This is a genomic window from Delftia sp. WSY_7, from assembly GCF_043104845.1.
Lineage (GTDB): Bacteria > Pseudomonadota > Gammaproteobacteria > Burkholderiales > Burkholderiaceae_C > Comamonas > Comamonas tsuruhatensis.
The window spans coordinates 143,475-164,765 of the sequence record NZ_JBICLB010000034.1 but is presented as its reverse complement, the minus strand read 5'-3'; the positions used below and the strand labels follow the sequence as shown (position 1 = coordinate 164,765).

Sequence of the window (21,291 nt, the reverse complement as noted above, 5' to 3'; positions counted from 1 at the left end):
CTGCCGCAGGCAGCACCTTCGCCGCATCACGAACGCACTGCCCCGGCAGTGCGTTTTTGCTTTGCGAGGACCCATCTTGATGTGGCGTCAAGCTGACGAGCCGTTGCGCCCGCGCATTCCGGGCACTTGCGCGCACTGTTTTCATTTACGCTGTGCACCGGTCTTCACCATTGCATCTGCACACCAGGGACTGATGGCACCACCGCCGAATCCGTCCTTTGCCACCATGCCCAGCGCCCCCAAAATCCCGGACCAACCCACCCGGCAGGAAGCTCCTGCCCAGTACTGCGCCATGGTTGCACGCACCGATGTGGGCCGGCGCCGTGACAACAACGAGGACGCCGTCACCATCCACCCCAGCGCCCAGCCCTGGCCCATTGCCGTGCTGGCCGATGGCATGGGCGGCTACAACGCCGGCGAAGTCGCCAGCGCCATGGCCATTAGTCTGGTATCCGTGGCGCTGCAAAGCACCACCACCGAGGCGCCCGTGGCCAACACGCCGCAGGCCCGCCAGGAATTGCAGCAGTCACTTGCCAATGCCCTGAACCTGGCCAACGCCGCCATCCTCACCGCCGCCCAGGAAACACCCGGCTGCCGCGGCATGGGCACCACCGTCATCGCAGCCGCTTTGCTGCCCGGCCTGCTGATGCTGGCCCACCTCGGCGACTCGCGGGCCTATGGATGGCGCGATGGCCAACTGCTGCGCCTGACCCGGGACCACACTTGGCTCCAGGAAGAAATCGATGCAGGCCGCATCCAGGACCACGAAGCCCGGCAGTCCGGCCTGGGCCACCTGCTCACCCAGGCCCTGGGCGTGACCCAGGACGTCACACCCGACTTCAATGAATGGCCGCTGCAGCCTGGCGACCGCATCCTGCTGTGCTCCGACGGCCTAACCGACATGCTCGATGACGACGCCATTGCCGCACTGTTCAAGCAGTCCAGCCCGCTGCCCGTGCTGCTGACCTCGCTGCTCACGGCCGCCAATGAAGCAGGCGGAAACGACAACATCAGCGCAGCGCTCATCGAACTCCAGGCCAATCCGCCCTCTACCGCCTGCGCTGCCATCGATTGAGCCCAGACAGAGCGCAGGGATCGACGGCAGAACCCATCCGATGGACGCGCTTGCGTGCGCAGAAACCCCAGGTTCCAATTGTCAAAAATGATTGCGCACCCAACAATCGGTCAAAGACAAGCCATAGCCTGTATCAAATACGATGACGGACTCCGGCGTGCCCGGGCCGCAGACATAATAGTTGGATAGACCCCAGCTCCGGATCACCCAGTGCAGTGCAAGCCGGGCATAACAAAGGAATTTTGAGCATGCCGACCCTGGTCATCTCCATCGACGGCGCCGTCATCAAGGAAGTGCAGCTGACCAAGGAGCGCACCACGCTGGGACGCCGCCCCTACAACGACATCGTCATCGACAACCTCGCGGTCAGCGGGGAGCATGCCGTGCTCAGCATCGTCGACGGTGCCGTCATCATCGAAGACCTGCGCAGCACCAATGGCACCTATGTCAACGGCCAGCCCATACTGCGCCAGACCCTGAACCACGGCGACCTGCTGGACATCGGCAAGTACAAGATCCGCTTCGTGCAGCAGCAGGTCAGCGCCTCCTCGCGCTCGGCACTGGCGGCCATTGCCGCAGCAGTGGAGGCAACCCGCCCAGCCCCCTTGGCGGAAGACCTGCCATCGCAGTTCAGCACCCAGACCCCCTCAGGCTTCGACCACACCCTGCCGCCTTCGATGGCCGGCCTGGCCACACGCCAGGCTGCCATCCGCATGCTCAACGGCAACGCCGCCGGCCGCGAAGTCCCGCTGGTCAAAGTCGTCACTACCCTGGGCAAGCCCGGCGTGGCCGTCGCCTCCATCACCCAGAAGCACCACGGCTTCGTGCTCGCCCAGCTGGAAGGTGACGCCCTCAGCCTCAAGCTCAACGGCCAGGAAATCGGCCGCCGCCCCATGCCACTGCAGCACGGAGACACGGTGGAGCTGGCAGGCACGCAGATGCAGTTCCTGGTGGCGTAAGGAACCAGCTCGACCCCGCCGACAAGCTTGGCGTGACGTCTGTAGCAAGCGCACGATCTCTGACAAAAACGTCACAACAAGTGGATCAATTTGTCAGAGAATGGCGTCCAACCGTGTCAGTTGCAACCAAACCATACATAGACGTGGACCTTGGCCCCCTGGAGCGACTGGCACGGCTCTTGCTCAGTAGAGCATGCAATCAACCCCTATGAGGAGAAGTTCATGAAGCGTTCCATCCAGCAAGGTTTTACCTTGATCGAATTGATGATCGTTGTGGCGATCATCGGCATTTTGGCAGCCGTGGCGCTGCCGGCTTATCAGGATTACACAGTCCGCGCCAAGATTTCTGAAGCGGTAATTGCCGGCTCTTCGGTGAAATCCATGATGAGCGAAGCCTTTCAGACCGATAGTACTGGCGGCCTGACAGCCGCCGCTGTGGCATTCAATAACAAGCCGCAGAATGAAAAAACTTCCAAGTATGTCAAAAATATCACCGTAACAACCACCGAGCCTTGGGACATCAAGGTGTACGTAGCAGCTAACGCCGGCAACGGCATTCCAACTGGAGTGGATGGAAAGTTCATCACCTTTACTCCCAATGTCCAAAGCTCTGCCCCGACGGCATCCTCCATGGGCGCAATTGACTGGGCGTGTGCTTCTGCTACCAAGGTGAGCGCAGGAAATCGCGGTCTGAAGTCTGCAGTTGCTGGCGATTTGCCGGAGAAGTATGCTCCGTCTGAGTGCCGCTAATAATCTCTAGAAAAATACCCGCCTTTACGGCGGGTATTTTTATTATTGGATCCATATGCAGACAAATCTCAGAAAAAAAATCCTTGTCTCTTATCCCATTATTTTGTGCACTCTATTAATATATGCATATTATCCCAGCATTACCAAACTTGATTACGTTTGGGATGATTTGCAGTTATTCATATTTAATCCGTATTTAAGAGATCCCGAGCTCATTTGGCAAGGAATATTTCGCCCAATACTCGAAGGAACAACCTATTTCAGACCTCTCCCTCTTCTTACTTTCTGCATAGAATTCTTGACTCAGAATAATGCAAATCCAACAGTATCACATATAGTAAATCTATTAATCCATTTGACTAACACAGCTTTGCTGTGTGCAATTTTGTTCGTTTATTCAAGAAAATCGAATAATAAGTCAATAATTATCATTACAGGAAGCATTGTATATAGCTTGCACCCTGCATTAGTAGAGCCAGTAGCATGGGCCGCAGGCCGCTTTGATCTTCTTGTCACAACATTTAGCTTGGCAGCAGTATACAGCTTCCTCAGGTATACAGGTTGGACTCAGGCTTTTCTTACTTCTTTATTCTTCTTCTTTGCTCTACTTTGCAAGGAAATGGCCATTACATTACCCATAGCCATTTTCCTGCTAAAATTTTCCCAGGATAGAGATTCTTTTTATTACTCAGTTAAAAAGGCTTTCAAGTCTGATGGCCTACCATTATGGGGCAGCCTGACTCTATCTTTGGCCGCATATATAGCGATTCGTATGCACTACATGCCCGAGATATTGCATACCGATGAAAATCTGGCCAGAAAATTTTACGATATACCACACCACATTTCTTATGTGGGGTGGGCTTTTATTTTCTATTTCAAAATGGTGTTCTGGCCATTTTCCAGCTTAAACCCTCAACATCCACTGGATCCATTGGATATGACAAAGCTGGACGTCATCCTAGGATGTTTGGCGTGCGTAGGGTTAATATTGCTGACAATCATCAGCCTTCGATTCAAAGCAAGAAGCCTGATACTTCTCTCATGCTTTGCCATCTCTTTACTCCCAGTCTCTCACATTTTACCATTAACTATTGGCGGCAATATTGGCCATGAAAGGTTTTTAGCATACCCACTGGTTTGGTTTTCCATATTTCTTGCTCAATTAATCTATTCAATATTCCTTTGGGGAGATAAAAAATCAAAAAAAGTGACAACGTTTACTTTTGCTACATTTATTTTCTCTTGGACAATATACTCATCTGCCGTCATTAAAATAACCACACCACTATGGCAGAGCGACCTAAGCTTGTGGTCATGGGTTCTGAAAGTTAACCCGGGATTGCCATATGCAGCGCTAAACTACAGCATTGCTGCAATCCGAGAGGGCGACTATGAATCGGCGGAAAAAATGCTGGAAAAGAACGAGAGCATTCAATACAGCCCCAAAGATGCCATATTTGTACTCTTAACCAAGGCAGATCTCCAAATAAGGAAAGGCAATGCAAAAATCGGAACCAAATTACTGGAGGAGTATCTACTGCAGCAAGGAATAAAATCCGCATCAGATTACTCAATAGATGAAAAAAGCAAGGATTCTTCAAAAATGAAGGGGCTCTATGCAATATTGGCAAGAGGATACATTTATCAAGAAGAATTCTCTAAAGCAGAAATGGTGAGTGACATGTTGATCCTATCTGATCCGCACAATGCCTCTGCACTACTATTTTCCTCATATGCCAAGTATGGGATGGACAAATGGTCGGAAGGCGAGCACCTTTACAAAGAATCAACAAGATACTTTGTACCAGCGGGAGTAGAGGAGGCGGCACAATCTAGATCTATATTTTTATCCAACCTCTGCAAGAATCCTGAAAATTCTACGCCACAGGTCTGTAGTCAATTTAGAGTCGACAACTCCGTCGATCTGAAAAGCGCGTACAGGTGATGACTGTCACATGCGGAATGATTGGATAGCCTCCAAGCGCTATCCATATTTGGCTCGAGCCATTCTGCAAAAGTTGATGAGTCCCTGCGACAAAACCCGGTGCCAAGCCATGTTGGTTGCCCTGCAGAAGAACGCCTGCCGGGCGGCCGTGCGCGCTAAGACGCCGGACAGTCAGCGCACAGGTACCGCGACGGTCACAAATGGGAGAATGCGTGAGAGGTCTTCAAGGATACCCGCTCCCATAGGCTGTAGAGAGTACTCTAGCCAGCACAAGAGGCCATCGTGGGCCCCCTGCTTCTTCCTGTGGATGGCCTGCACCACCAGCTGCTGCAAGTGTTTACTTTTGGAACCTGGTCATCACGAAGGAAGTACGCCTGAACACCTCAAGCCCCACGAACCTGCTAAAAAGGCTGTCAGAGTTGCAAGCCTAGCTTTGTACTTGGATGTGATTTACAAGCACATGCTGATCGACTCATTTAGTCACGGAAGACACAACTTGGTCATTTTCGATTGGCAGCGCTTCGACCCAATTGAACTACTCCAAGAAATTAGCAAGAAAGGAAGTCCTAGCAAAATCATATATTGCAAATGCTCCCCCTGAAGGAACGCGAAATATATCAATAGATTGCAAGTTGTTGACGGCAGACCAAACAGGAAATCAACCATCAAAAGCGGAGCATCATATACTCATCTTATTAAAAATAAAATCAGGCATCCTTTCAATCACCCACATGATCAGCCTCCACTTGCGAGGCGTATAGATCACAGCGCGCCCATGGTGTATGCCATCTACAATATCCTTGGCCACATCCCCGACAGGTGCCAGCCGAGGGCCCTTACCTTTCATGCTTTCCGTCATGGGGGTATCTGTAGGGCCTGGCTTGACAAGTACGATTTTCAGCGCCTTCCCGGCAAATCGGTGACGTAGCCCTTGGGCATATCGATCAACCAGACCCTTTGCTGCGCCATACACATAGTTTGATCTGCGCCCTCTATCTCCTGCAACAGAGCCGATCAGGGCAATGGTGCCATGAGCTTGCCTCTCCATGTACTTTGCAAAAGCCTCCGCAAAAAGCACAGGAGATATTGCATTGATTTCCAGCATCCTCTCGCAAAGCATCAGATCCTCTTGACAATCACGCTGCAATGGCAATGCACCATGCGCAATCAACAAGATATCGACGTCACCATGATCCATTACTTTTCTTGCAACCTCAGCAATGCTCGCAACATCGGTGAAACTCGCCTGCTCAATCACAATGTGGACGCCGGTGTTCCTTACTTTGAAATCGGCCGCAATACTCTCAAGACGCTGCTGCTCCCGACCAATCAGTACGAGATCAACTTCAGAACCCTGAAGCCATAATCTGGCACAGTGCTGTGCAATAGCTGAGGTAGCACCGACAATTACAATTCTCTTTTTATTAGACAATTCAACCTCCCATCAGTCTGCGCGAGAGAACGGAACTTATGCCTGGATCTCGATATTTCAAAAATTCCTGGAGACGCGGGTATCCAACCTCGAAAAGTTCACGTGGCATACGCGCATCCTTTGCCATATAGATACGGCCACCAGCCTCTCTAACAATGTGATCAAGCCGTGTGAAAAGATCGGCAGTACGCTTTCCTTGATCTGGGAAATCCAATGCCAGAGTCGCTCCCTCACGCGGAAAACTCATCATACCCACAGCCTCTCTTTTGGTGAATGTTTTCAGCACCGCCAGAAATGATCCTCCACCAAAGGCCGTGATCTCCCTGAGCATGGCCTTGACCGAATCAAGCGCGACACTTCTGGGCACCACGCTTTGGTACTGAAAAAACCCACTCCGTCCATATATTCTGTTCCATTCCAGCAGGTTATCCAGCGGATAGAGGAATGGCTCATAGTGAACTACGTTACGACCAGCACGGATTTTCTTCAAATGGTAGTAAAGGTTGTTGAATAGCCTTAAAGAGCATTGATTGACCAGGGAAATTGGCGGCGTAACAGGCATTTTTATGCTGCGGGCCGCGTACTGTGCCTGATGAGATAACTGGGAATTCTGGAAGTTACCTCTCATGAACAAGCCCCTTCCTTGTACGCCAGACAAGCAATCAATCCATGAAACCGTATGCTCCCAATGGTCCTCAGAATCATCTGCAATACAGAAAAATTCATCCAGATGAGAATATGGAATTGTTTCAGCATCCACCCAGGGACCAGGTATGCGATGCAGCTGCATTTCCACTTGAGTGATCAATCCTGTAAGACCCATGCCACCAACCGTTGCAGCAAACCATTCCTTTCGTTCGAATGGTCCACAGTGGATGATTTCGCCATCGGTGCGCAGCAGCGTCATGGATAGTACATGATCACCAAAACTCCCATGTACATGATGATTCTTGCCATGGACATCATTGGCTACCGCACCGCCTACGGTCACCATCTGCGTTCCCGGTGTGACTGCCAGCATCCATCCGCGTGGAACCATCAGCCTTTGAATATCACGCAAGAGAACACCGGACTCACAGATCAAACGACCGCTCTCCTGATCAAAAGCGATAAAATGGTCCATTTTTCCCGTATTCCAAAGTGTTCCCCCAGAATTCAGACAAACATCGCCATAACTGCGCCCCATACCATAAGCCAGGCCGGGAAGCGGGCTATTCAGCACTGCGCCCCTCGCATGTTCCGCATTGTGTAGCTCCACTACATGGTGTGGAGATGCACTCAAACGCCCCCAGGAAGATACGGATTTCATAAAGCGTCCGAACGAAAAACAAATCTCTTGTCCAAATGGTATTTTACGAGATAGCCGATTGCTAATCCAACACACCCACCTAGATAGCGCATTTCCTTTGTCTCGAAAACTGCGTGAAATCCCAGTTCGGATGCCCAAAACAGAATGGTGGTAATCAATCCCATCCCGATGTAGAGCAGAAATACCTGGGCATCATGGACCACATCCTTCGGTCGAAATCGGAAAATGTAGTGCTTGTCAAGAAAATATTTGACCAAAAGCCCAACGCCTGTTCCGCCGATAATGGAAACCCACACATGGAATACACCATCATAGATTTGAACAATAATATCTTGGGCGCCAATGTTCGCCACAGTGGCTACTAGTGCGAAAATGCCGTAGCTAAGCGCCAGCTTGGTTGAGGAACGCATTGAACATATTACCGGCATTTGAAATGATCCATGATACCGTAGCATCCCGCTCGCCTCAGGCCCAACTGCTCGGACTGTTGAGACTGATGAGGCCCAAGCAGTGGATCAAGAACAGTTTTGTACTGGCCCCGCTGGTTTTCGTCGGAAAATTTCTGGAACCATACGCCATCCTCAGCGCGCTGCTTGCGGCAGCACTGTTCTGTCTGGCGTCTTCTGCCACCTACATCATCAACGACATCCATGACATCGAGCGTGATCGCCTTCACCCCTCGAAGTCGAAAACGCGCCCCTTGGCGGCTGGCATCGTGTCCGTACGCATGGCCCTGATGTTGCTTGCCACCCTTTATGCAGCGCTGCTCTATGGCCTGATCGTTGTACCGAAAGTTGGCTTGGTCATCGCTTCGTACTTGATTCTCAATCTGGCCTACACCTTCGCTCTCAAGCATCAGCCGGTAGTAGACATCTTCACCATTGCCATTGGTTTCGTGCTAAGGGTGTATGCAGGAGCCATGGCACTCGAAGTACCTGTATCTTCCTGGATGTTCATCACGACCCTGTGCTTGGCCCTCTACCTGGCTGCCGTCAAACGGCGGCAGGAATTGAGCCACAGCGGCAGCAAGGGCCGGCAGGTTCTGGAGAAATACTCTGTTGCCCTGGTCGACCGCTACGCAGAGATGTCAGCCACTGGGGCACTACTGTTTTACAGTATGTTTGTCATGTCAGAGAGACCTGAGCTCGTGATCACCATCCCGCTCGTGCTGTTTGGACTGTTCCGTTACTGGTTTGTGGTGGAGGCGCTGAACGGGGGCGAGTCTCCCACCGATGCACTGCTGGTTGACTGGCAACTGCTGCTGACTGTCTTGGTGTGGGTCTTTACGTGTGGATGGGCCCTTTGGCCTACGGCCGGCCTGTCATGAACTACGCCTACGTGCTAACCCCATTTCTCGCCTGGCTGGTGGCCGGTTCCATGAAGTTCATGATCAACAGCATCAAGGCTCGGCGACTCGCGTTCAGTCTCATCGGTTACGGCGGGCTTCCTAGCAACCATAGCGCCATCGTGAGCAGCATGGCGACCCTGATCGCCCTGAAGGAAGGCCTTGACCACCCAGCTTTCGGCGTAGCATTCACGCTTGCTTGCATTGTCGTTCTGGATGCCAACAGTTTGCGCCGCCAGGTTGGCAATCATGCGCAGACTATCAACAGACTTGCTGCAAAAGATGCCTCCCACAGGCCCCTGCGGGAGCGTATGGGTCACACGCGGCTAGAGATTTCAGCGGGCATCCTGGTCGGGATAGTCATTGCAATTGCCGTAAAGAAAATGCTGGGTTGAGGTTTCAAAGCTGTTCACTGATCAGGGGCGTATGCAATAAAGCTCCCCGTCTTGCCTCCGTGCTTCTCCAGCACCCTGGTTCCCTCCATCACCATGCCCTTGTCCACCGCCTTGCACATGTCATAGACCGTGAGCAGGGCCACCTGCACGGCCGTGAGCGCCTCCATCTCCACCCCGGTCGGACCAACGGTCTCCACGGTGGCAAGACAGCGGACGGACGACGTTTCGGGCAGCAACTCAAACTCCACAGCCACCCGCGTCAGCGCAAGCGGATGGCACAGAGGAATCAGGTCACTGGTCTTCTTGGCAGCCATGATGCCGGCGATGCGCGCGATGCCCAGCACGTCGCCCTTCTTGGCCGTGCCGCTCTGGATGATGGCCAGGGTTTCGGGCTGCATGGTGATGCGGCCCTCGGCGACCGCGATGCGGTGGGTTGCGGGCTTGGCGCCGACATCCACCATGTGGGCCTGGCCCTGGGCATCGAAATGGGTGAGGGAAGACATGGAAACTCCTGAAAATGCACGGGCCGGTCTACGCCAGTCCTGACACGCTGGTCAGTCCTGCCATGAACGTTCGGCGAACCGAGGCATCATAGTGGGGTGTTCCACCGCCCCGTGACTATGCACGGGCCCGGCCCCTTGGTTCTTACCTGCCCATGCGCCCATCACGCCTGAAGACACGTATCGCCGTCGGCCTGCAGCTGCTGGCGGCCTCTCTCACCATCGCAACGCATGCACCCGCACAGGCCCAGTTGCGCCTGCCCACGCTGGGCGATGGCGCAGCCACGACTACCAGTGACGAGCGGCGCCTGGGTGACCGCATCATCCGCTCGCTGTACCGCGATCCGGACTACATAGACGACGCCGTTCTGCAGGAATATGTGGAAGGCATCTGGCAGCACCTGGTCGATGCGGCGCGCACGCGTGGCGAGCTGTCGGACGAGCTGGAAGAGCGCTTTGCCTGGGAGATCCTGCTGGGGCGGGACCGCTCGGTCAACGCCTTTGCGCTGCCCGGCGGCTATCTGGGAGTGCACCTGGGACTGATCGGAGTGGTCAGCACGCGCGACGAGCTGGCGTCGGTGCTGGCGCATGAGCTGAGCCACGTCACGCAGCGCCACATTGCGCGGCTCATTGCCCAGCAGGGCAAGCAGACGCCGCTGATGATCGGATCGATGATCCTGGGCGCCCTGGCCGCCAGCCGCAGCCCGGATGCCGCCATGGCGATGATGATGGGCGGCCAGGCGCTGGCCGTGCAGAACCAGCTGAACTTCTCTCGCGACATGGAGCGCGAGGCCGACCGCATGGGTTATGGCTTGATGGCGCCTGCGGGCTTTGCGCCGCAGGGCTTTGTCACCATGTTCGACAAGCTGCAGCAGGCCAATCGGCTCAATGACAACGGCAGCTGGCCCTATCTGCGCAGCCATCCGCTGACCACGGAGCGCATGGCCGACATGCATTCACGCCTGCCGCGCGGCGTTGCGCCCGCGCCCGCCCCTTCCCTGGAACACGTGATGATGGCCGCACGGGCCCGCGTGCTGTCGCGCCCGGGCGTGGACGTGCTGCGCCAGTGGGCCGAGCTGCCGCGCTCCACCAGCTTTGGGAGCCAAACACCGACCCAGCAGGTGGCACAGTTGTATGCCGCCACGCTGAGCGCCGTGCAATTGCGCGATTGGGCCGAGGCGCGGGAAATGTCCGGGCGCCTTCAAGCGGCCACGGCCGCCGATCCCGGTGCCCTGCGGCAGGCCAAGCTGCTGCAGGCAGAACTGGAGCTGACAGCCGGCAAGCCCGGCGCCGCGTTGCAGGCGTTGCCACCGCTCTACCTGCCTGCAGCCGCACCTGCCCAGGCCAGTCCCACGGAATCCGTCCCCGCCAAGACAACGGAAAGCGGCCCCAGTCTCGCCACCGTCAATGTGGTCGAAAACCGCGCCGTGCGCAGGCCGGAATTGCTGATGCGCACGCAGATCCTGCTGCGCGAGCAGGGCGCCGCCAGCATGGCAGGCCCGCTGCAGACCTGGGTGACGGACCACCCGCGCGATGCCAGCGCCTGGCAACTGCTGGCCCAGGTTCAGCGCTCTCAGGGCCAGGAGCTGCGCGCCCTGCGCGCCGAGGCCGAGGCCCAGGTCGCGCACTACGACTATGCGGCCGCGGTGGATCGCTTCAAGGCAGCGCAGGAACTGGCCCGCAAGGGCGGGTCCAAGGTGGATTTCATTGAAGCCTCCATCGTGGACACGCGTCTGCGCGCCGTGGAGGAGCTGCTAAGGGAACAGGCGCGCGAGAAGTGACTCGATGGCCAGGCCCAGCAGCGAGTAGATGAGCGCGCCCAGCATGGCCGCCCAAAAGCCCGCGACATGAAAGCCGCTGAGCAGGCCCGAGGCTGCCCAGAACATCAGTCCGTTGACCACGAAGAGAAACAGCCCGACCGTCACGATGGTCACGGGCAGCGTCAGCACCACGAGGATGGGCCGCAGCACCGCGTTGAGCAGGCCGATGACCAGCGCCGCGATCATGGCCGAGCTGAAGCTGTTGACCTGCACGCCACCATAGAGATAGGCCACGACCAGCAGGGCACCGGCGCTGAGCAGCCATTTGATCAGGATTTTCATGCGGGCAGCATAGCAGCAGCCGGCAGATCCGGGTTGAGGCGGCGCACTGGGAACCGTGGACCGGAGAACTCCATGAAAAACGGCATCCCGTTTTCCGGGATGCCGTCCTGACAGTGATCGCCTGACCAGAGCAGCCAGGCAGATGCCAGCCTTTAGACCATCGCTTCCTCGAACACCAGGCCCATCAGCGCGCCGATGGCCGCCAGCGTTCCCGGAAGATTCCAGCGCCGGCCCAGCGGGGCTGCAGGCGCCACGGCTGGGGCCGTGGCTTCCTGCTTGGGGCGGCGCGCATCGACGATCTGGGCCGCGCCATGCTCCTGCTGGAGCTGGGCCACCAGTTCGGCCAGCGGCCCCTTGGCCAGCACCGGCGTGATTCGGCCTGCACTGTCACCGAACACCGGCAGCAACTGGGCAAACAGCTTGTCGGCCCACTTGCCGCGCCAGCTTTCGCGTGCGCTGTGGCTCACCCATTTGCTGACACGGTGGGTTATGCGCGGTGCGCAGGCCACCAGCAACCAGTGCGAGGACTGGGCCTGCGGCGAGGCGGCCAGGGCCTGGACCAGAGGCAGGGCGTAGGAAGCGTCATCCACGTAGACGATGATGGGGTTCAAAGCAAGTCCTTGTCGAACTGGGTTTGCGGGGTGGGACAGGCGGGCGGTCAAAGCCGCCCTTGCACTGGATTGTCGCGAATCGGCGCGGGAGGCCAGACAGGCCAACCCGGCGCCAACCTCAACTTTTCAGGAAATCAAGCTCCGTGGGCATCCGCCTTGGGAGCAGGACGGCGCGAAGCGATGTACTTGCCCAGTGCCAGCACCAGCAGGGCTCCGAACACGCTGGCACCGTACTTGAGCATGTCGGTCTGGGGCAGCTTGACCATCCAGTCCCACTTCTCCGTATTGGCGAAGACGGGGTCGGTGACCAGCATGCCGCCGGCAATCCAGCCCAGCAGCATGCCGCCGGCCACGATGATGATGGGGAAGCGCTCCATCAGCTTGATCACGAGCTGCGAGCCCCAGACGATGATGGGGATGGAGATCAACAGACCCAGCACGACCAGCAGCAGCTGGTGTTCGCCCGAGCTCTGTGCGGCGCCGGCGATGGCGATCACGTTGTCCACGCTCATCACCAGGTCGGCGACGATGATGGTCTTGATGGCCGCCAGCAGCTTGTCGCTGCCCTGGATGTTGTCATGGCCATCTTCATCAGGCGCAATCAGCTTGATACCGATCCACACCAGCAGCAGTGCGCCGACAAACTTCAGGAAGGGCAGCGCCAGCAGCGTCATCGCGAAGGCGATCAGGATGACGCGCAGGATGATGGCGCCAGCCGTGCCCCAGATGATGCCCTTCTTGCGCTGCGCGGGCGGCAGCTTGCGGCAGGCCAGCGCGATCACGACCGCGTTGTCCCCGCCCAGCAGGATGTCGATGATGATGATTTGGCCCAGGGCCACCCAGAACGGGGCGTGAGTCAGAAAGTCCAAGTCCATAAGGTCCTCGCTGTTGAGTACGGCCGGCGGGAACTCCTCCCTCCTGGAGAAACACCCACCAGCACAGAAAGACCGATGCGACGACACAGCGCCTACCCGGGCAAGGACATGCCTGGCTCAGGGGAGAACACCTTGATCGACCGTCATCAGGTCCATCAAAGGTCTTGCTCGGCTGCGGTATGCACCGCAGCCCGGAAGGCCGGAAGCTTGCGCTTCGTATTGACGACCATTCCGATGCCGGTGCAGTGGCTTTGCAACCACCCCTGCCGGCAGAGAGCTACTCCCCTTCGAACCTGCGGATTGCAACACAAAGCCGCTGCGGCACGCAAGTGAAAAAACCCTTCAATTCCACGGAAAGCACAAGCAACACATCCCGCACTCCTTTTATACATCTGCCCCCAACGCTTCACTATTCATAGCAACCCTGAAGCTGATGGAGTGTTGCAGCAGTGCCCGGCCGAGGACTGGCATGCGCCTTATCATCGCTGTCCCGTCCCCTTGCCCGTCCATGACCGCACTGCACATCACCGATATCGAAGCCGCCATCAACTACTGGCGAGAGCGCCACCCGTCCCCGGATGGTGTGCTGCTGCAGCCCGAAGTACGGGCCCTGGCCGAGGTGTACGCGCTGATGATCTTCTGGCATGAGACCGAAGTGCAGGTTGAGGGCTTTCCCTCGCACGCCATGGCAGCCTGGCTGGCCTGGTACGACACCACCCCCGATACGCCCTGCATCGCCATCTGCTCCACCAGCCAGGGCGACGAGAAATGCAAGGGTTGTGGCCGCAGCTTCGACGAAGTGCAGATGTGGACCGCCATGGAGCCACCACAGAAGCGTGCCGTATGGCGCAGGATCACGACAGAAGGCGACTCCTGGCGCTTTACCCGCTATGCAGAGCGTGCGGCCGAGCGCGCGGACATATCGCGCAAACCCGGCTGATTGCCGTATATCGCACCGAACCAGTGCGATGTTGCAGGCGGCCTAACATCAGTCCCCATGCTGCAGACCGCCGCTTCCAGCCACCGCCGCCCCCGCCCCTGCATGTGCCTCACGGCAAGTGATGCGGGGAGCACGCGCGTGCCGGCCGGCAAGGCCTGGCCTGCCACGGCTGCTCGCCTGCGCGAGCGCGATGCAGCGCGGCTGAACATCGGCCCCAGACAGGCCGCACGGTCTTGATGCGCTGCCCTGCGCGGAACCGGGCAGCGTCGCTTCACTGAATCCGCTCTTCTTGCGCCGCCTTCACCTTGAAACTGAAGGCGGTTGGGTTTTCACGCGTCTGCCGGGCCACAAGGCCTGCCGACAAAGCGAGCTTTGCCGTGACCTGTCTAGCCTTTGCCCCAGCCGGGCCCTCGTTTTCCTCCCTCTGGCGCCATCTGCGTGATGCCGTGGCGCATCGCGCCTCGGCCCGCTTGCGGCCGCACCACGTCACCGAACTGCGCATCGACGTGATGCAGCCGCTGGTGGAGGGCGAGCTCGAAGCCATTCATGAGCGCCTGTACCAGCCCGGCAACAAGCTGCACGGCCTGGAGCGACGTCCGCTTCACGATCCGCAGTTCCAGCTGCACTGGCGGGAGGCCGACGGCGAATGGTTTGCCTACGTGGAGGATATGGAGCGGCGCTGCCTGGCCGGCTACACGGTGTTCAATCGCCTGGTCGAAGTGGACAAGCGCACCGACCGCCGCGTGCGCTCGCCCCATTCGCGCTTTGCGCCGGACTACCAGCGGCGCGGCATCGCCAGCGCCGTCTACCGCAGCGTGCTCGATACGGGCACCTGCCTCGTCAGCGGCGCACGCCAGTCGCCGGGTGCCCACGGCCTGTGGAACCATCTGGCGCGCAGCTATGACGGCCGCTATGTGGGCATCACGGAGAGCAAGTCGCTGATCCATCTGGGCTGCAATGTGCCCGACGATGTCATGGACCGGCTGTCCACTCGCCGCATGCTGCTGGGCGCGGGCTGGACGGTGGAGTCCTTCGCCCAGGCCGTCCGGATGCAGTTGCCTGCCTGAGACAGTGGCTTGCTTGGGCCAGTGCCCGGCTACTTCCAGCGCAGCGGCTCGATGAAGACCGTGCCCAGATTGCTGCTGAGCGTCAATGCGCCTTCCTGGATGGTGGCCTGCAGTTGCATGCTGCGCTCGGCCAGCTCCGCCAGCGACTGGGAGGTTTCGGAGGGAATCCGCCAGACCTGCAGCTTGTTCAGTCGTGCCAGCTTGCCTTCCAGGCCTTTCCACCAGACTTCCGCCGCATGGTGGAAGGCGTAGAGCACTACGGCATCGGACTTGTTGCATGCCTTGGCGATGGGCTTTTCCTCGGGCTGGCCGACCTCGATCCACAGGCGCTTGGCTCCCGTGAAGTCGGTCAGCGAGACATCGGGATCCTCGGGATCGGACAGGCCCGCGCCAAAGGCCAGCGTGCCGTCGCCGTTGCACATGTCGCTGAGCTGGTGGGCATTGAGGGCCAGGGCCACAAGGCGCACCATCATGCGCTCGTCCGTTTCGCTGGGATGACGAGCCAGGGTCAGCGCATGGTCGGCGTAGTAGCCGTGGTCAATGTCGGCGATGGACAGGTTCGCCTTGAAGATGGTGGATTTGAGGGCCATGAGACAGAACCTATCAAAAACAAGAGCTGCCGCAGCAAGCCTGTGCTTGCATCGGCAGCCCTGAATGGTTGAAGCGCGCCCTTCATGGCGCGGCAAAGGATGGATTAAACGCGGCGCGCCAGCTCAGCCGCCTTGCCCACATAGGAGGCAGGCGTCATGGCCAGCAGGCGGTCCTTGTCGGCCTGGGGGATTTCCAGGCCGTTGATCAGGCGGTGCAGGTCTTCGGCCTGCACGGTCTTGCCGCGCGTGACTTCCTTGAGCTTTTCGTAGGCGCCCTGCACGCCGTAGCGGCGCATGACGGTCTGGATGGGCTCGGCCAGGACTTCCCAGGCGTTGTCCAGGTCTTCCTGCAGGCGCTCTTCGTTGAGTTCGAGCTTGTTCAGGCCGGTCATCAGCGAGCTGTAGGCCAACGTGGCATAGCCCATGGCCACGCCGATGTTGCGCAGCACGGTCGAATCGGTCAGGTCACGCTGCCAGCGCGAGATGGGCAGCTTTTCGGCCAGGTGCTTGAGCAGGGCGTTGGCCAGGCCCAGGTTGCCTTCGGCATTCTCGAAGTCGATGGGGTTGACCTTGTGCGGCATGGTCGAGGAGCCGATCTCGCCGGCCTTCAGGCGCTGCTTGAAGTAACCCAGGGACACATAGCCCCAGACATCGCGCGAGAAGTCGATGAGGATGGTGTTGGCGCGCGCGATGGCGTCGAACAGCTCGGCCATGTAGTCATGCGGCTCGATCTGGATCGAGTAGGGCTGGAAGCTCAGGCCCAGACCCTGGGGCTCGGGCGACTCGATCACGTTCTTGCTGAAGGCTTCCCAGTCGAACTCGGGCCAGGCGGAAAGGTGGGCGTTGTAGTTGCCGACGGCGCCGTTCATCTTGGCCAGGAGCTTGACCTCGGCAATGCGCGCTGCTGCCTTTTCCAGGCGCACCAGCACGTTGGCGATTTCCTTGCCCACGGTGGTGGGGCTGGCGGTCTGGCCGTGCGTGCGGCTGAGCATGGGCACGGCAGCGTAGGCATGGGCCATCTCGCGCAGCTTGGCCGTGATGCCGGAGATTGCGGGCAGCAGCACGCTGTCGCGGCCGGCGCGCAGTTGCAGCGCGTGGCTGGTGTTGTTGATGTCTTCGCTGGTGCATGCAAAGTGCACGAATTCGGCGGCCTTGAGCAGCTCGGGACGGCCGTCGAACTTGCCCTTGATCCAGTACTCCACGGCCTTGACGTCGTGGTTGGTGGTCTTTTCGATGTCCTTGATGGCCACGGCATCGGCCTCGGAGAAGTTCTTCACCAGGTCCTGCAGATAGACGCGCGCGCCTTCGGACAGGGGCTTGAACTCGGCAAAGCCGGCATCCGACAGGGCGATGAACCAGGTCACCTCCACCTGCACGCGGCGGTGCATGTATCCCATCTCGCTCATGATCGGGCGCAGAGGAGACAGTTTGGCGGCGTAGCGGCCGTCGAGCGGGGACAGGGCGGAGATGTGCGGCAGATTCATGGGCCGTGATTGTAGGTGCGCGCGGCAAAAACGGGGGCCGAGGGGGAGATCGCCGGGCAGCGCATAGAATCTGCTGCCCGCCCATGGGCCGCCTCTTCGCCACGGAAAATTGCCATGAAACTGATAGGTTCCTCCACCAGCGCCTACGTACGCAAGGTACGCGTCGTACTGGCAGAGAAAAGGCTCGACTATCAGTTCGTCGAGGAAAACCCCTGGAGCCGCGAGCTGTCGCCCGGCACCGGCAACCCGCTGGGCAAGGTGCCGCGCCTGGTCATGGACGGCAGCGATGCCATGTTCGACTCGCGCGTGATCGTCGAATATCTGGACACACTTTCCCCGGTAGGCAAGCTGATCCCCGGCACGGGGCGCGAGCGCGCCGAGATCAAGACCTGGGAAGCACTGGCCGATGGCCTGCTGGATGCCGGGGCGCTGGCCCGCCTCGAAGCCACCTGGGATGGCCGCAGCGAAGAACAGCGCTGCCAGGCATGGATAGACCGCCAGCTTGCCAAGGTGCGGGCTGCACTGAACGTGATGTCCCAGGGCCTGGGCGACAAGCCGTATTGCTGCGGCATCCACTTCACCCTGGCCGACGTGTGCGTGGGCTGCGCCCTGGGCTGGCTGGACTTTCGCTTTCCCGAGCTGGACTGGCGCGCCGACCACCCCAATCTGGCCGCACTGCAGGCCAAGCTGGCCGAGCGTGCCAGTTTTGCAGCCACGCGCCCTCCCCAGCCCTGACGCCGCACCAGCCCGGGAATGCAAAAAGGCCACCCGATGGGTGGCCTTTTTGCTGGCATAAAAAAGTTGCGAAGCATCCCGAAACGAATAAAGAGAGGGAGGGAGGAGAAGCGCTTCGGGCGGAACAGTTCAGGACTGTGGCCCCAGAGGCTTCGCAACGTGAAATTCTGTCTGGATACTCTCTCTCAACAAGCTGTTCAATAGATGAGCTACTTTTGCAGAAGTTCCAGGGGTCGTGGGCAGGAAAAATGTAACATTTTGAGGATGCCCGCGATCCTGCTGTAGGCCAATTTCCACGGATGCTGAAGTGAAGGCGTTCGCAGCCGCAAGCCGCCTTCTTTGCTTCACATCGTCAAGCCGCAACGGCGTTGGCGAAAACCGCATCCCACAAGGCCTTGACGGGCGCACTCAGCGGCTCGGCCTGCCCTGGCACCAGCTGTGCCGAGCGCTCATCCAGCCGTGCCACGTGCTGCAGGCGGCGCAGCTCGCGGTAGGCCCGGGCCGCCTGCTGGCCTACGCCGGCCGGGATCAATCCTGCCTGTTCGGCGCGCTGCAGCAACGCGATATTGCCGAGGTTGGCCATCAGTTCCGGGTGCGAGGCCGATTGCGAGAGCACGAGGTACTGGACCGCGAATTCCACATCGACCATGCCGCCCGGGCTGTGCTTGACATCGAACAGGCCGCCGCGCACCGGATGGGCGCCGCGCACGCGTTCGCGCATGGCGACGATTTCGTCGCGCAGCGCCGAGGCGTCGCGAGGCGCGGTGATCACAGCCTCGCGCACGGCATCGAAGCGGGCCTGCAGATCGTCGCTGCCCAGCACGAAGCGCGCCCGCGTCATGGCCTGGTGCTCCCAGGTCCACGCCGTGTTGCTGCCGCGCTGCTGCTGGTAGTTGGCATAGGAGGCGAAGCTGGTCACCAGCAGGCCCGAGTTGCCGTTGGGGCGCAGCGCGGTGTCGATCTCGAACAGGTCGCCCTCGCCCGTCTTGACGGCCAGCCAGTTGATGAGCTTGCGCACAAAGGCGGCATAGATCTCGGAGGCGTGTTCGTCTTCGTCATCGAAGACGAAGACGATGTCCAGGTCGCTGCCGTAGCCCAGCTCCTTTCCGCCCAGCTTGCCGTAGCCGATGATGGCGAACTGCGGCGACTCGCGGTGGCGGTTCTTGAGCCGGCTCCAGCACCAGCTGGCCGTCACCCGCAGCACGCAGTCGGCCAGCGCGCTGAGATCGTCCGCCACCTGCTCGACCGTGATGCGGCCTTCGATATCGCGCGCCAGCGTGCGAAAGACCTCGGCATGGTGGGCGCGGCGCAGCAGGTTCAGCAGGGTTTCGTCATCGTCCTCGCCCGTGGCCTGCAGCGCGGCCAGGCGCAGGGCCAGCTCATGCTCGAAGTCCATGGGCGAGAAACGCTCGCCCAGCATGGCTTCGTTGGCCAGCTCGTCGATCACGCCCGGGTGCTGCTGCAGGTAGCGCGCGGGCCAGCGTGCCGCGCCCAGCAGGTCCAGCAGCCGCTCGTGCACGGCGGGGCGCTCCAGCAGCAGGGCCAGATAGCTTTCACGGCGCAGCAGCGGCTCCAGCCAGTTCAGAAAGCGCAGCGCGGCGTCTTCGGGCACGCTGCGCTCGGCCACCCATTGCGCCGTGCGCTGCACGAGTCGAAACAGCCGGCCGCGCGCCTCGTCGCGCAGGTTGGCGATGCGGGCATTGCCGCGCCAGTCGGCCACATGGGCGGCCAGGGCTGGCGGCAACTGCTCCATGAGGCCGTCTATCTCGCGCGGCGTGCCCTGGGCGGGGCTGCGCGCGCCGTTGCAACGGCCCGAGCCGCACTGGGGCTGGGCCGAGCCGCCCAGCAGGGTGTCGAATTCCTCGGCCACCTTTTCACGATGGGCATCGAGCTGGTGCAAAAAGGCGCAGGCATCGGCAAAGCCCATGGTGCGCGCAATCCATTCCAGGTCATCGTCGCGGGTGGGCAGCACATGGGTCTGCTGGTCGTCCAGGTACTGGATACGGTGCTCGACACGGCGCAAAAAGGTGTAGGCCGAGCCCAGGGCGTCGGCCACTTCCTGGCTCATGAGGCCGGCGCGCGCCAGGCGGCCCAGCGCCTCCAGCGTGGGGCGGCAGCGCAGTTCGGGGAACTGGCCGCCACGCACCACCTGCAGCAGCTGCACGGTGAATTCGATCTCGCGGATGCCGCCGCGCGAGAGCTTGACGTCATTGGAGCGGCCCGGATGGCCCGCGCTGCGCCGCGCCGCATGCTCGCGGATCTGGCGGTGCAGCGAGCGCAGCGCGTCAAAGACCGCGTAGTCCAGGTAGCGGCGAAAGACAAAGGGCAGGACCACGGCACGCAGCGCCTGCACCTGCTGGGAGCGCACGCAGTCCATGGGCGCCACGACGCGGCTCTTGAGCCAGGCAAAGCGCTCCCACTCGCGTCCATGGGTCTGCAGATACTCCTCCAGCGAGGCCAGCGAGACGGCCGAAGGCCCCGAGTTCCCGTTGGGACGCAGCGCCAGGTCCACGCGGAAGACAAAGCCGTGCTCGGTGGTGTCGCCGATCAGGCCGTAGATGCCCTTGACCACGCGCGCGAAGTACTCGTGGTTGGAGATCACCCCGCGCCCATCGGGCAGGCCGGCGGTGTCGCCGTCCTGCTCGTAGACGTAGATCAGGTCGATGTCGCTGGAGACGTTGAGCTCGCGTGCGCCCAGCTTGCCCATGCCGATGATCCACAGCTGCACGGGCCGGCCGTCGGAGCCTTGAGGCGCGCCATGGCGCGCGTCGAGCTCGGCGCGCGCCTGGATGCAGGCGCGCTCCAGCGCCAGCTCGGCCAGCTCGGTCACGGCGCGCGTGACCACGGCCAGCGGCGCCTGCTGCTCGCAGTCGAGCACCATGGTGCGCTCCATGACCAGCTGGCGCAGCACACGCAGCGCAGCCGACAGGTCCAGGCCACGCTCCAGCAGTGCCGCCAGGGCCTGCTCCATGGACGCGCGCTCGGGCGGACCCGGCGGCAAAAGGCTCAGCTCGTCGCCATAGCGACGGTGCAGCCGTTGGTGAAAACGGGAATAGGCGGCCTGTGCGGGGACATTCAAGGCCGTACCTGCCATTGCGTGAACTGAGGATTGCATACGGAACGCGAAAGAAGCGGCCACTCACGCGCAGAGGGATTGCAGCAACCCTTGGTTAC

21 protein-coding genes are annotated in these 21,291 nt (G+C 59.7%); 11 read left to right on the top strand and 10 right to left on the bottom strand.

What is annotated here, in order from left to right; translation table 11 throughout:
• Positions 1-292: 292 nt before the first annotated feature.
• From ACF8ME_RS15520 to ACF8ME_RS15505, 4 genes are all read left to right on the top strand, one after another.
• On the top strand, positions 293-1,075 hold the full coding sequence (locus ACF8ME_RS15520) for a PP2C family serine/threonine-protein phosphatase (protein WP_017405117.1): 783 nt from the start codon (positions 293-295) through the stop codon (positions 1,073-1,075).
• A gap of 248 nt (positions 1,076-1,323) precedes the next feature.
• Complete coding sequence (locus tag ACF8ME_RS15515; RefSeq protein WP_017405118.1) at positions 1,324-2,034, top strand: FHA domain-containing protein; 711 nt, start codon at positions 1,324-1,326, stop codon at positions 2,032-2,034.
• Positions 2,035-2,256: 222 nt separating this feature from the next.
• Positions 2,257-2,784, top strand: coding sequence for a pilin (locus tag ACF8ME_RS15510; protein ID WP_392417288.1), 528 nt, complete (start codon positions 2,257-2,259; stop codon positions 2,782-2,784).
• A gap of 55 nt (positions 2,785-2,839) precedes the next feature.
• Positions 2,840-4,732, top strand: coding sequence for a hypothetical protein (locus tag ACF8ME_RS15505; protein WP_392408102.1), 1,893 nt, complete (start codon positions 2,840-2,842; stop codon positions 4,730-4,732).
• A 679-nt stretch (positions 4,733-5,411) separates the two neighbouring features.
• Here the strand turns inward: ACF8ME_RS15505 and ACF8ME_RS15500 are convergent.
• From ACF8ME_RS15500 to ACF8ME_RS15490, 3 genes are read right to left on the bottom strand one after another with little or no spacing between them, the layout of a single operon-like run.
• Complete coding sequence (locus ACF8ME_RS15500; protein WP_043790887.1) at positions 5,412-6,164, bottom strand: SDR family NAD(P)-dependent oxidoreductase; 753 nt, start codon at positions 6,162-6,164, stop codon at positions 5,412-5,414.
• A gap of 1 nt (position 6,165) precedes the next feature.
• A complete protein-coding gene (locus ACF8ME_RS15495; protein WP_392417286.1) occupies positions 6,166-7,473 on the bottom strand; it encodes an FAD-dependent oxidoreductase in 1,308 nt (435 codons plus the stop codon).
• Positions 7,470-7,883 carry a GtrA family protein gene (locus ACF8ME_RS15490; protein ID WP_043790892.1) on the bottom strand — a complete coding sequence of 138 codons (414 nt, stop codon included), beginning with the start codon at positions 7,881-7,883 and terminating at the stop codon, positions 7,470-7,472. The genes ACF8ME_RS15495 and ACF8ME_RS15490 overlap by 4 nt, the downstream gene beginning before the upstream one ends.
• Positions 7,884-7,906: 23 nt before the next feature.
• On the opposite strand from ACF8ME_RS15490, the gene ACF8ME_RS15485 reads away from it, so the two are divergent.
• Both ACF8ME_RS15485 and ACF8ME_RS15480 read left to right on the top strand, forming a co-directional pair.
• Positions 7,907-8,800 carry a decaprenyl-phosphate phosphoribosyltransferase gene (locus ACF8ME_RS15485; protein ID WP_392417284.1) on the top strand — a complete coding sequence of 298 codons (894 nt, stop codon included), beginning with the start codon at positions 7,907-7,909 and terminating at the stop codon, positions 8,798-8,800.
• Positions 8,797-9,213 (top strand): divergent PAP2 family protein, encoded by a 417-nt coding sequence (locus ACF8ME_RS15480; RefSeq protein WP_392417282.1) that lies wholly within the window; start codon positions 8,797-8,799, stop codon positions 9,211-9,213. The genes ACF8ME_RS15485 and ACF8ME_RS15480 overlap by 4 nt, the downstream gene beginning before the upstream one ends.
• A 14-nt stretch (positions 9,214-9,227) precedes the next feature.
• On the opposite strand, the gene moaC is transcribed toward ACF8ME_RS15480, so the two are convergent.
• A complete protein-coding gene (gene moaC / locus ACF8ME_RS15475; RefSeq protein ID WP_374006318.1) occupies positions 9,228-9,716 on the bottom strand; it encodes a cyclic pyranopterin monophosphate synthase MoaC in 489 nt (162 codons plus the stop codon).
• A gap of 152 nt (positions 9,717-9,868) precedes the next feature.
• On the opposite strand from moaC, the gene ACF8ME_RS15470 reads away from it, so the two are divergent.
• Positions 9,869-11,494: a M48 family metalloprotease gene (locus tag ACF8ME_RS15470; RefSeq protein ID WP_392417281.1), complete on the top strand. Its 1,626-nt coding sequence runs from the start codon at positions 9,869-9,871 to the stop codon at positions 11,492-11,494.
• Here ACF8ME_RS15470 and ACF8ME_RS15465 read toward each other — a convergent pair.
• From ACF8ME_RS15465 to ACF8ME_RS15455, 3 genes are all read right to left on the bottom strand, one after another.
• The gene (locus ACF8ME_RS15465; protein ID WP_012202791.1) at positions 11,468-11,815 is read right to left on the bottom strand and encodes a phage holin family protein; all 348 of its coding nucleotides are present in this window, start codon (positions 11,813-11,815) and stop codon (positions 11,468-11,470) included. The genes ACF8ME_RS15470 and ACF8ME_RS15465 overlap by 27 nt on opposite strands.
• A gap of 152 nt (positions 11,816-11,967) precedes the next feature.
• A complete protein-coding gene (locus ACF8ME_RS15460; RefSeq protein ID WP_016449386.1) occupies positions 11,968-12,426 on the bottom strand; it encodes a hypothetical protein in 459 nt (152 codons plus the stop codon).
• Positions 12,427-12,560: 134 nt separating this feature from the next.
• On the bottom strand, positions 12,561-13,301 hold the full coding sequence (locus ACF8ME_RS15455) for a TerC family protein (protein ID WP_016449385.1): 741 nt from the start codon (positions 13,299-13,301) through the stop codon (positions 12,561-12,563).
• A gap of 508 nt (positions 13,302-13,809) precedes the next feature.
• Between ACF8ME_RS15455 and ACF8ME_RS15450 the strand changes: the two genes are divergently transcribed.
• From ACF8ME_RS15450 to ACF8ME_RS15440, 3 genes are all read left to right on the top strand, one after another.
• A complete protein-coding gene (locus tag ACF8ME_RS15450) occupies positions 13,810-14,241 on the top strand; it encodes a DUF3717 domain-containing protein (RefSeq protein ID WP_017404072.1) in 432 nt (143 codons plus the stop codon).
• 57 nt (positions 14,242-14,298) lie between these two features.
• Positions 14,299-14,478 carry a hypothetical protein gene (locus tag ACF8ME_RS15445; protein ID WP_392417280.1) on the top strand — a complete coding sequence of 60 codons (180 nt, stop codon included), beginning with the start codon at positions 14,299-14,301 and terminating at the stop codon, positions 14,476-14,478.
• A 140-nt stretch (positions 14,479-14,618) separates the two neighbouring features.
• Entirely contained in the window at positions 14,619-15,308 is a 690-nt protein-coding gene (locus ACF8ME_RS15440) for an N-acetyltransferase (protein WP_312840841.1), read from the top strand.
• A 29-nt stretch (positions 15,309-15,337) separates the two neighbouring features.
• Here ACF8ME_RS15440 and ACF8ME_RS15435 read toward each other — a convergent pair whose 3' ends face one another.
• On the bottom strand, positions 15,338-15,898 hold the full coding sequence (locus tag ACF8ME_RS15435) for a YaeQ family protein (protein ID WP_017404069.1): 561 nt from the start codon (positions 15,896-15,898) through the stop codon (positions 15,338-15,340).
• Positions 15,899-16,002: 104 nt separating this feature from the next.
• Positions 16,003-17,382 (bottom strand): adenylosuccinate lyase, encoded by a 1,380-nt coding sequence (gene purB, locus ACF8ME_RS15430; RefSeq protein WP_017404067.1) that lies wholly within the window; start codon positions 17,380-17,382, stop codon positions 16,003-16,005.
• Between the two features lie 114 nt (positions 17,383-17,496).
• Here purB and ACF8ME_RS15425 point away from each other — a divergent pair, with 114 nt between their 5' ends.
• On the top strand, positions 17,497-18,117 hold the full coding sequence (locus tag ACF8ME_RS15425) for a glutathione S-transferase family protein (RefSeq protein ID WP_016449378.1): 621 nt from the start codon (positions 17,497-17,499) through the stop codon (positions 18,115-18,117).
• A 352-nt stretch (positions 18,118-18,469) separates the two neighbouring features.
• Here the strand turns inward: ACF8ME_RS15425 and glnE are convergent, their stop codons facing one another.
• Positions 18,470-21,211, bottom strand: a complete 2,742-nt coding sequence (gene glnE / locus ACF8ME_RS15420; protein ID WP_338500897.1) for a bifunctional [glutamate--ammonia ligase]-adenylyl-L-tyrosine phosphorylase/[glutamate--ammonia-ligase] adenylyltransferase — start codon at positions 21,209-21,211, stop codon at positions 18,470-18,472.
• Positions 21,212-21,291 lie beyond the last annotated feature (80 nt).

Bases quoted from the DNA above. Each gene is read 5' to 3' on its own strand.
- moaC (WP_374006318.1), bottom strand. From the start codon at position 9,716: ATGTCTTCCCTCACCCATTTCGATGCCCAGGGCCAGGCCCACATGGTG.
- ACF8ME_RS15455 (WP_016449385.1), bottom strand. From the start codon at position 13,301: ATGGACTTGGACTTTCTGACTCACGCCCCGTTCTGGGTGGCCCTGGGC.
- ACF8ME_RS15485 (WP_392417284.1), top strand. From the start codon at position 7,907: ATGATCCATGATACCGTAGCATCCCGCTCGCCTCAGGCCCAACTGCTC.
- ACF8ME_RS15490 (WP_043790892.1), bottom strand. From the start codon at position 7,883: ATGCGTTCCTCAACCAAGCTGGCGCTTAGCTACGGCATTTTCGCACTA.
- glnE (WP_338500897.1), bottom strand. From the start codon at position 21,211: ATGGCAGGTACGGCCTTGAATGTCCCCGCACAGGCCGCCTATTCCCGT.
- ACF8ME_RS15515 (WP_017405118.1), top strand. From the start codon at position 1,324: ATGCCGACCCTGGTCATCTCCATCGACGGCGCCGTCATCAAGGAAGTG.
- ACF8ME_RS15495 (WP_392417286.1), bottom strand. From the start codon at position 7,473: ATGAAATCCGTATCTTCCTGGGGGCGTTTGAGTGCATCTCCACACCAT.
- ACF8ME_RS15510 (WP_392417288.1), top strand. From the start codon at position 2,257: ATGAAGCGTTCCATCCAGCAAGGTTTTACCTTGATCGAATTGATGATC.
- ACF8ME_RS15480 (WP_392417282.1), top strand. From the start codon at position 8,797: ATGAACTACGCCTACGTGCTAACCCCATTTCTCGCCTGGCTGGTGGCC.
- ACF8ME_RS15505 (WP_392408102.1), top strand. From the start codon at position 2,840: ATGCAGACAAATCTCAGAAAAAAAATCCTTGTCTCTTATCCCATTATT.
- ACF8ME_RS15470 (WP_392417281.1), top strand. From the start codon at position 9,869: ATGCGCCCATCACGCCTGAAGACACGTATCGCCGTCGGCCTGCAGCTG.
- ACF8ME_RS15450 (WP_017404072.1), top strand. From the start codon at position 13,810: ATGACCGCACTGCACATCACCGATATCGAAGCCGCCATCAACTACTGG.
- purB (WP_017404067.1), bottom strand. From the start codon at position 17,382: ATGAATCTGCCGCACATCTCCGCCCTGTCCCCGCTCGACGGCCGCTAC.
- ACF8ME_RS15465 (WP_012202791.1), bottom strand. From the start codon at position 11,815: ATGAAAATCCTGATCAAATGGCTGCTCAGCGCCGGTGCCCTGCTGGTC.
- ACF8ME_RS15445 (WP_392417280.1), top strand. From the start codon at position 14,299: ATGCTGCAGACCGCCGCTTCCAGCCACCGCCGCCCCCGCCCCTGCATG.
- ACF8ME_RS15425 (WP_016449378.1), top strand. From the start codon at position 17,497: ATGAAACTGATAGGTTCCTCCACCAGCGCCTACGTACGCAAGGTACGC.
- ACF8ME_RS15435 (WP_017404069.1), bottom strand. From the start codon at position 15,898: ATGGCCCTCAAATCCACCATCTTCAAGGCGAACCTGTCCATCGCCGAC.
- ACF8ME_RS15520 (WP_017405117.1), top strand. From the start codon at position 293: ATGGTTGCACGCACCGATGTGGGCCGGCGCCGTGACAACAACGAGGAC.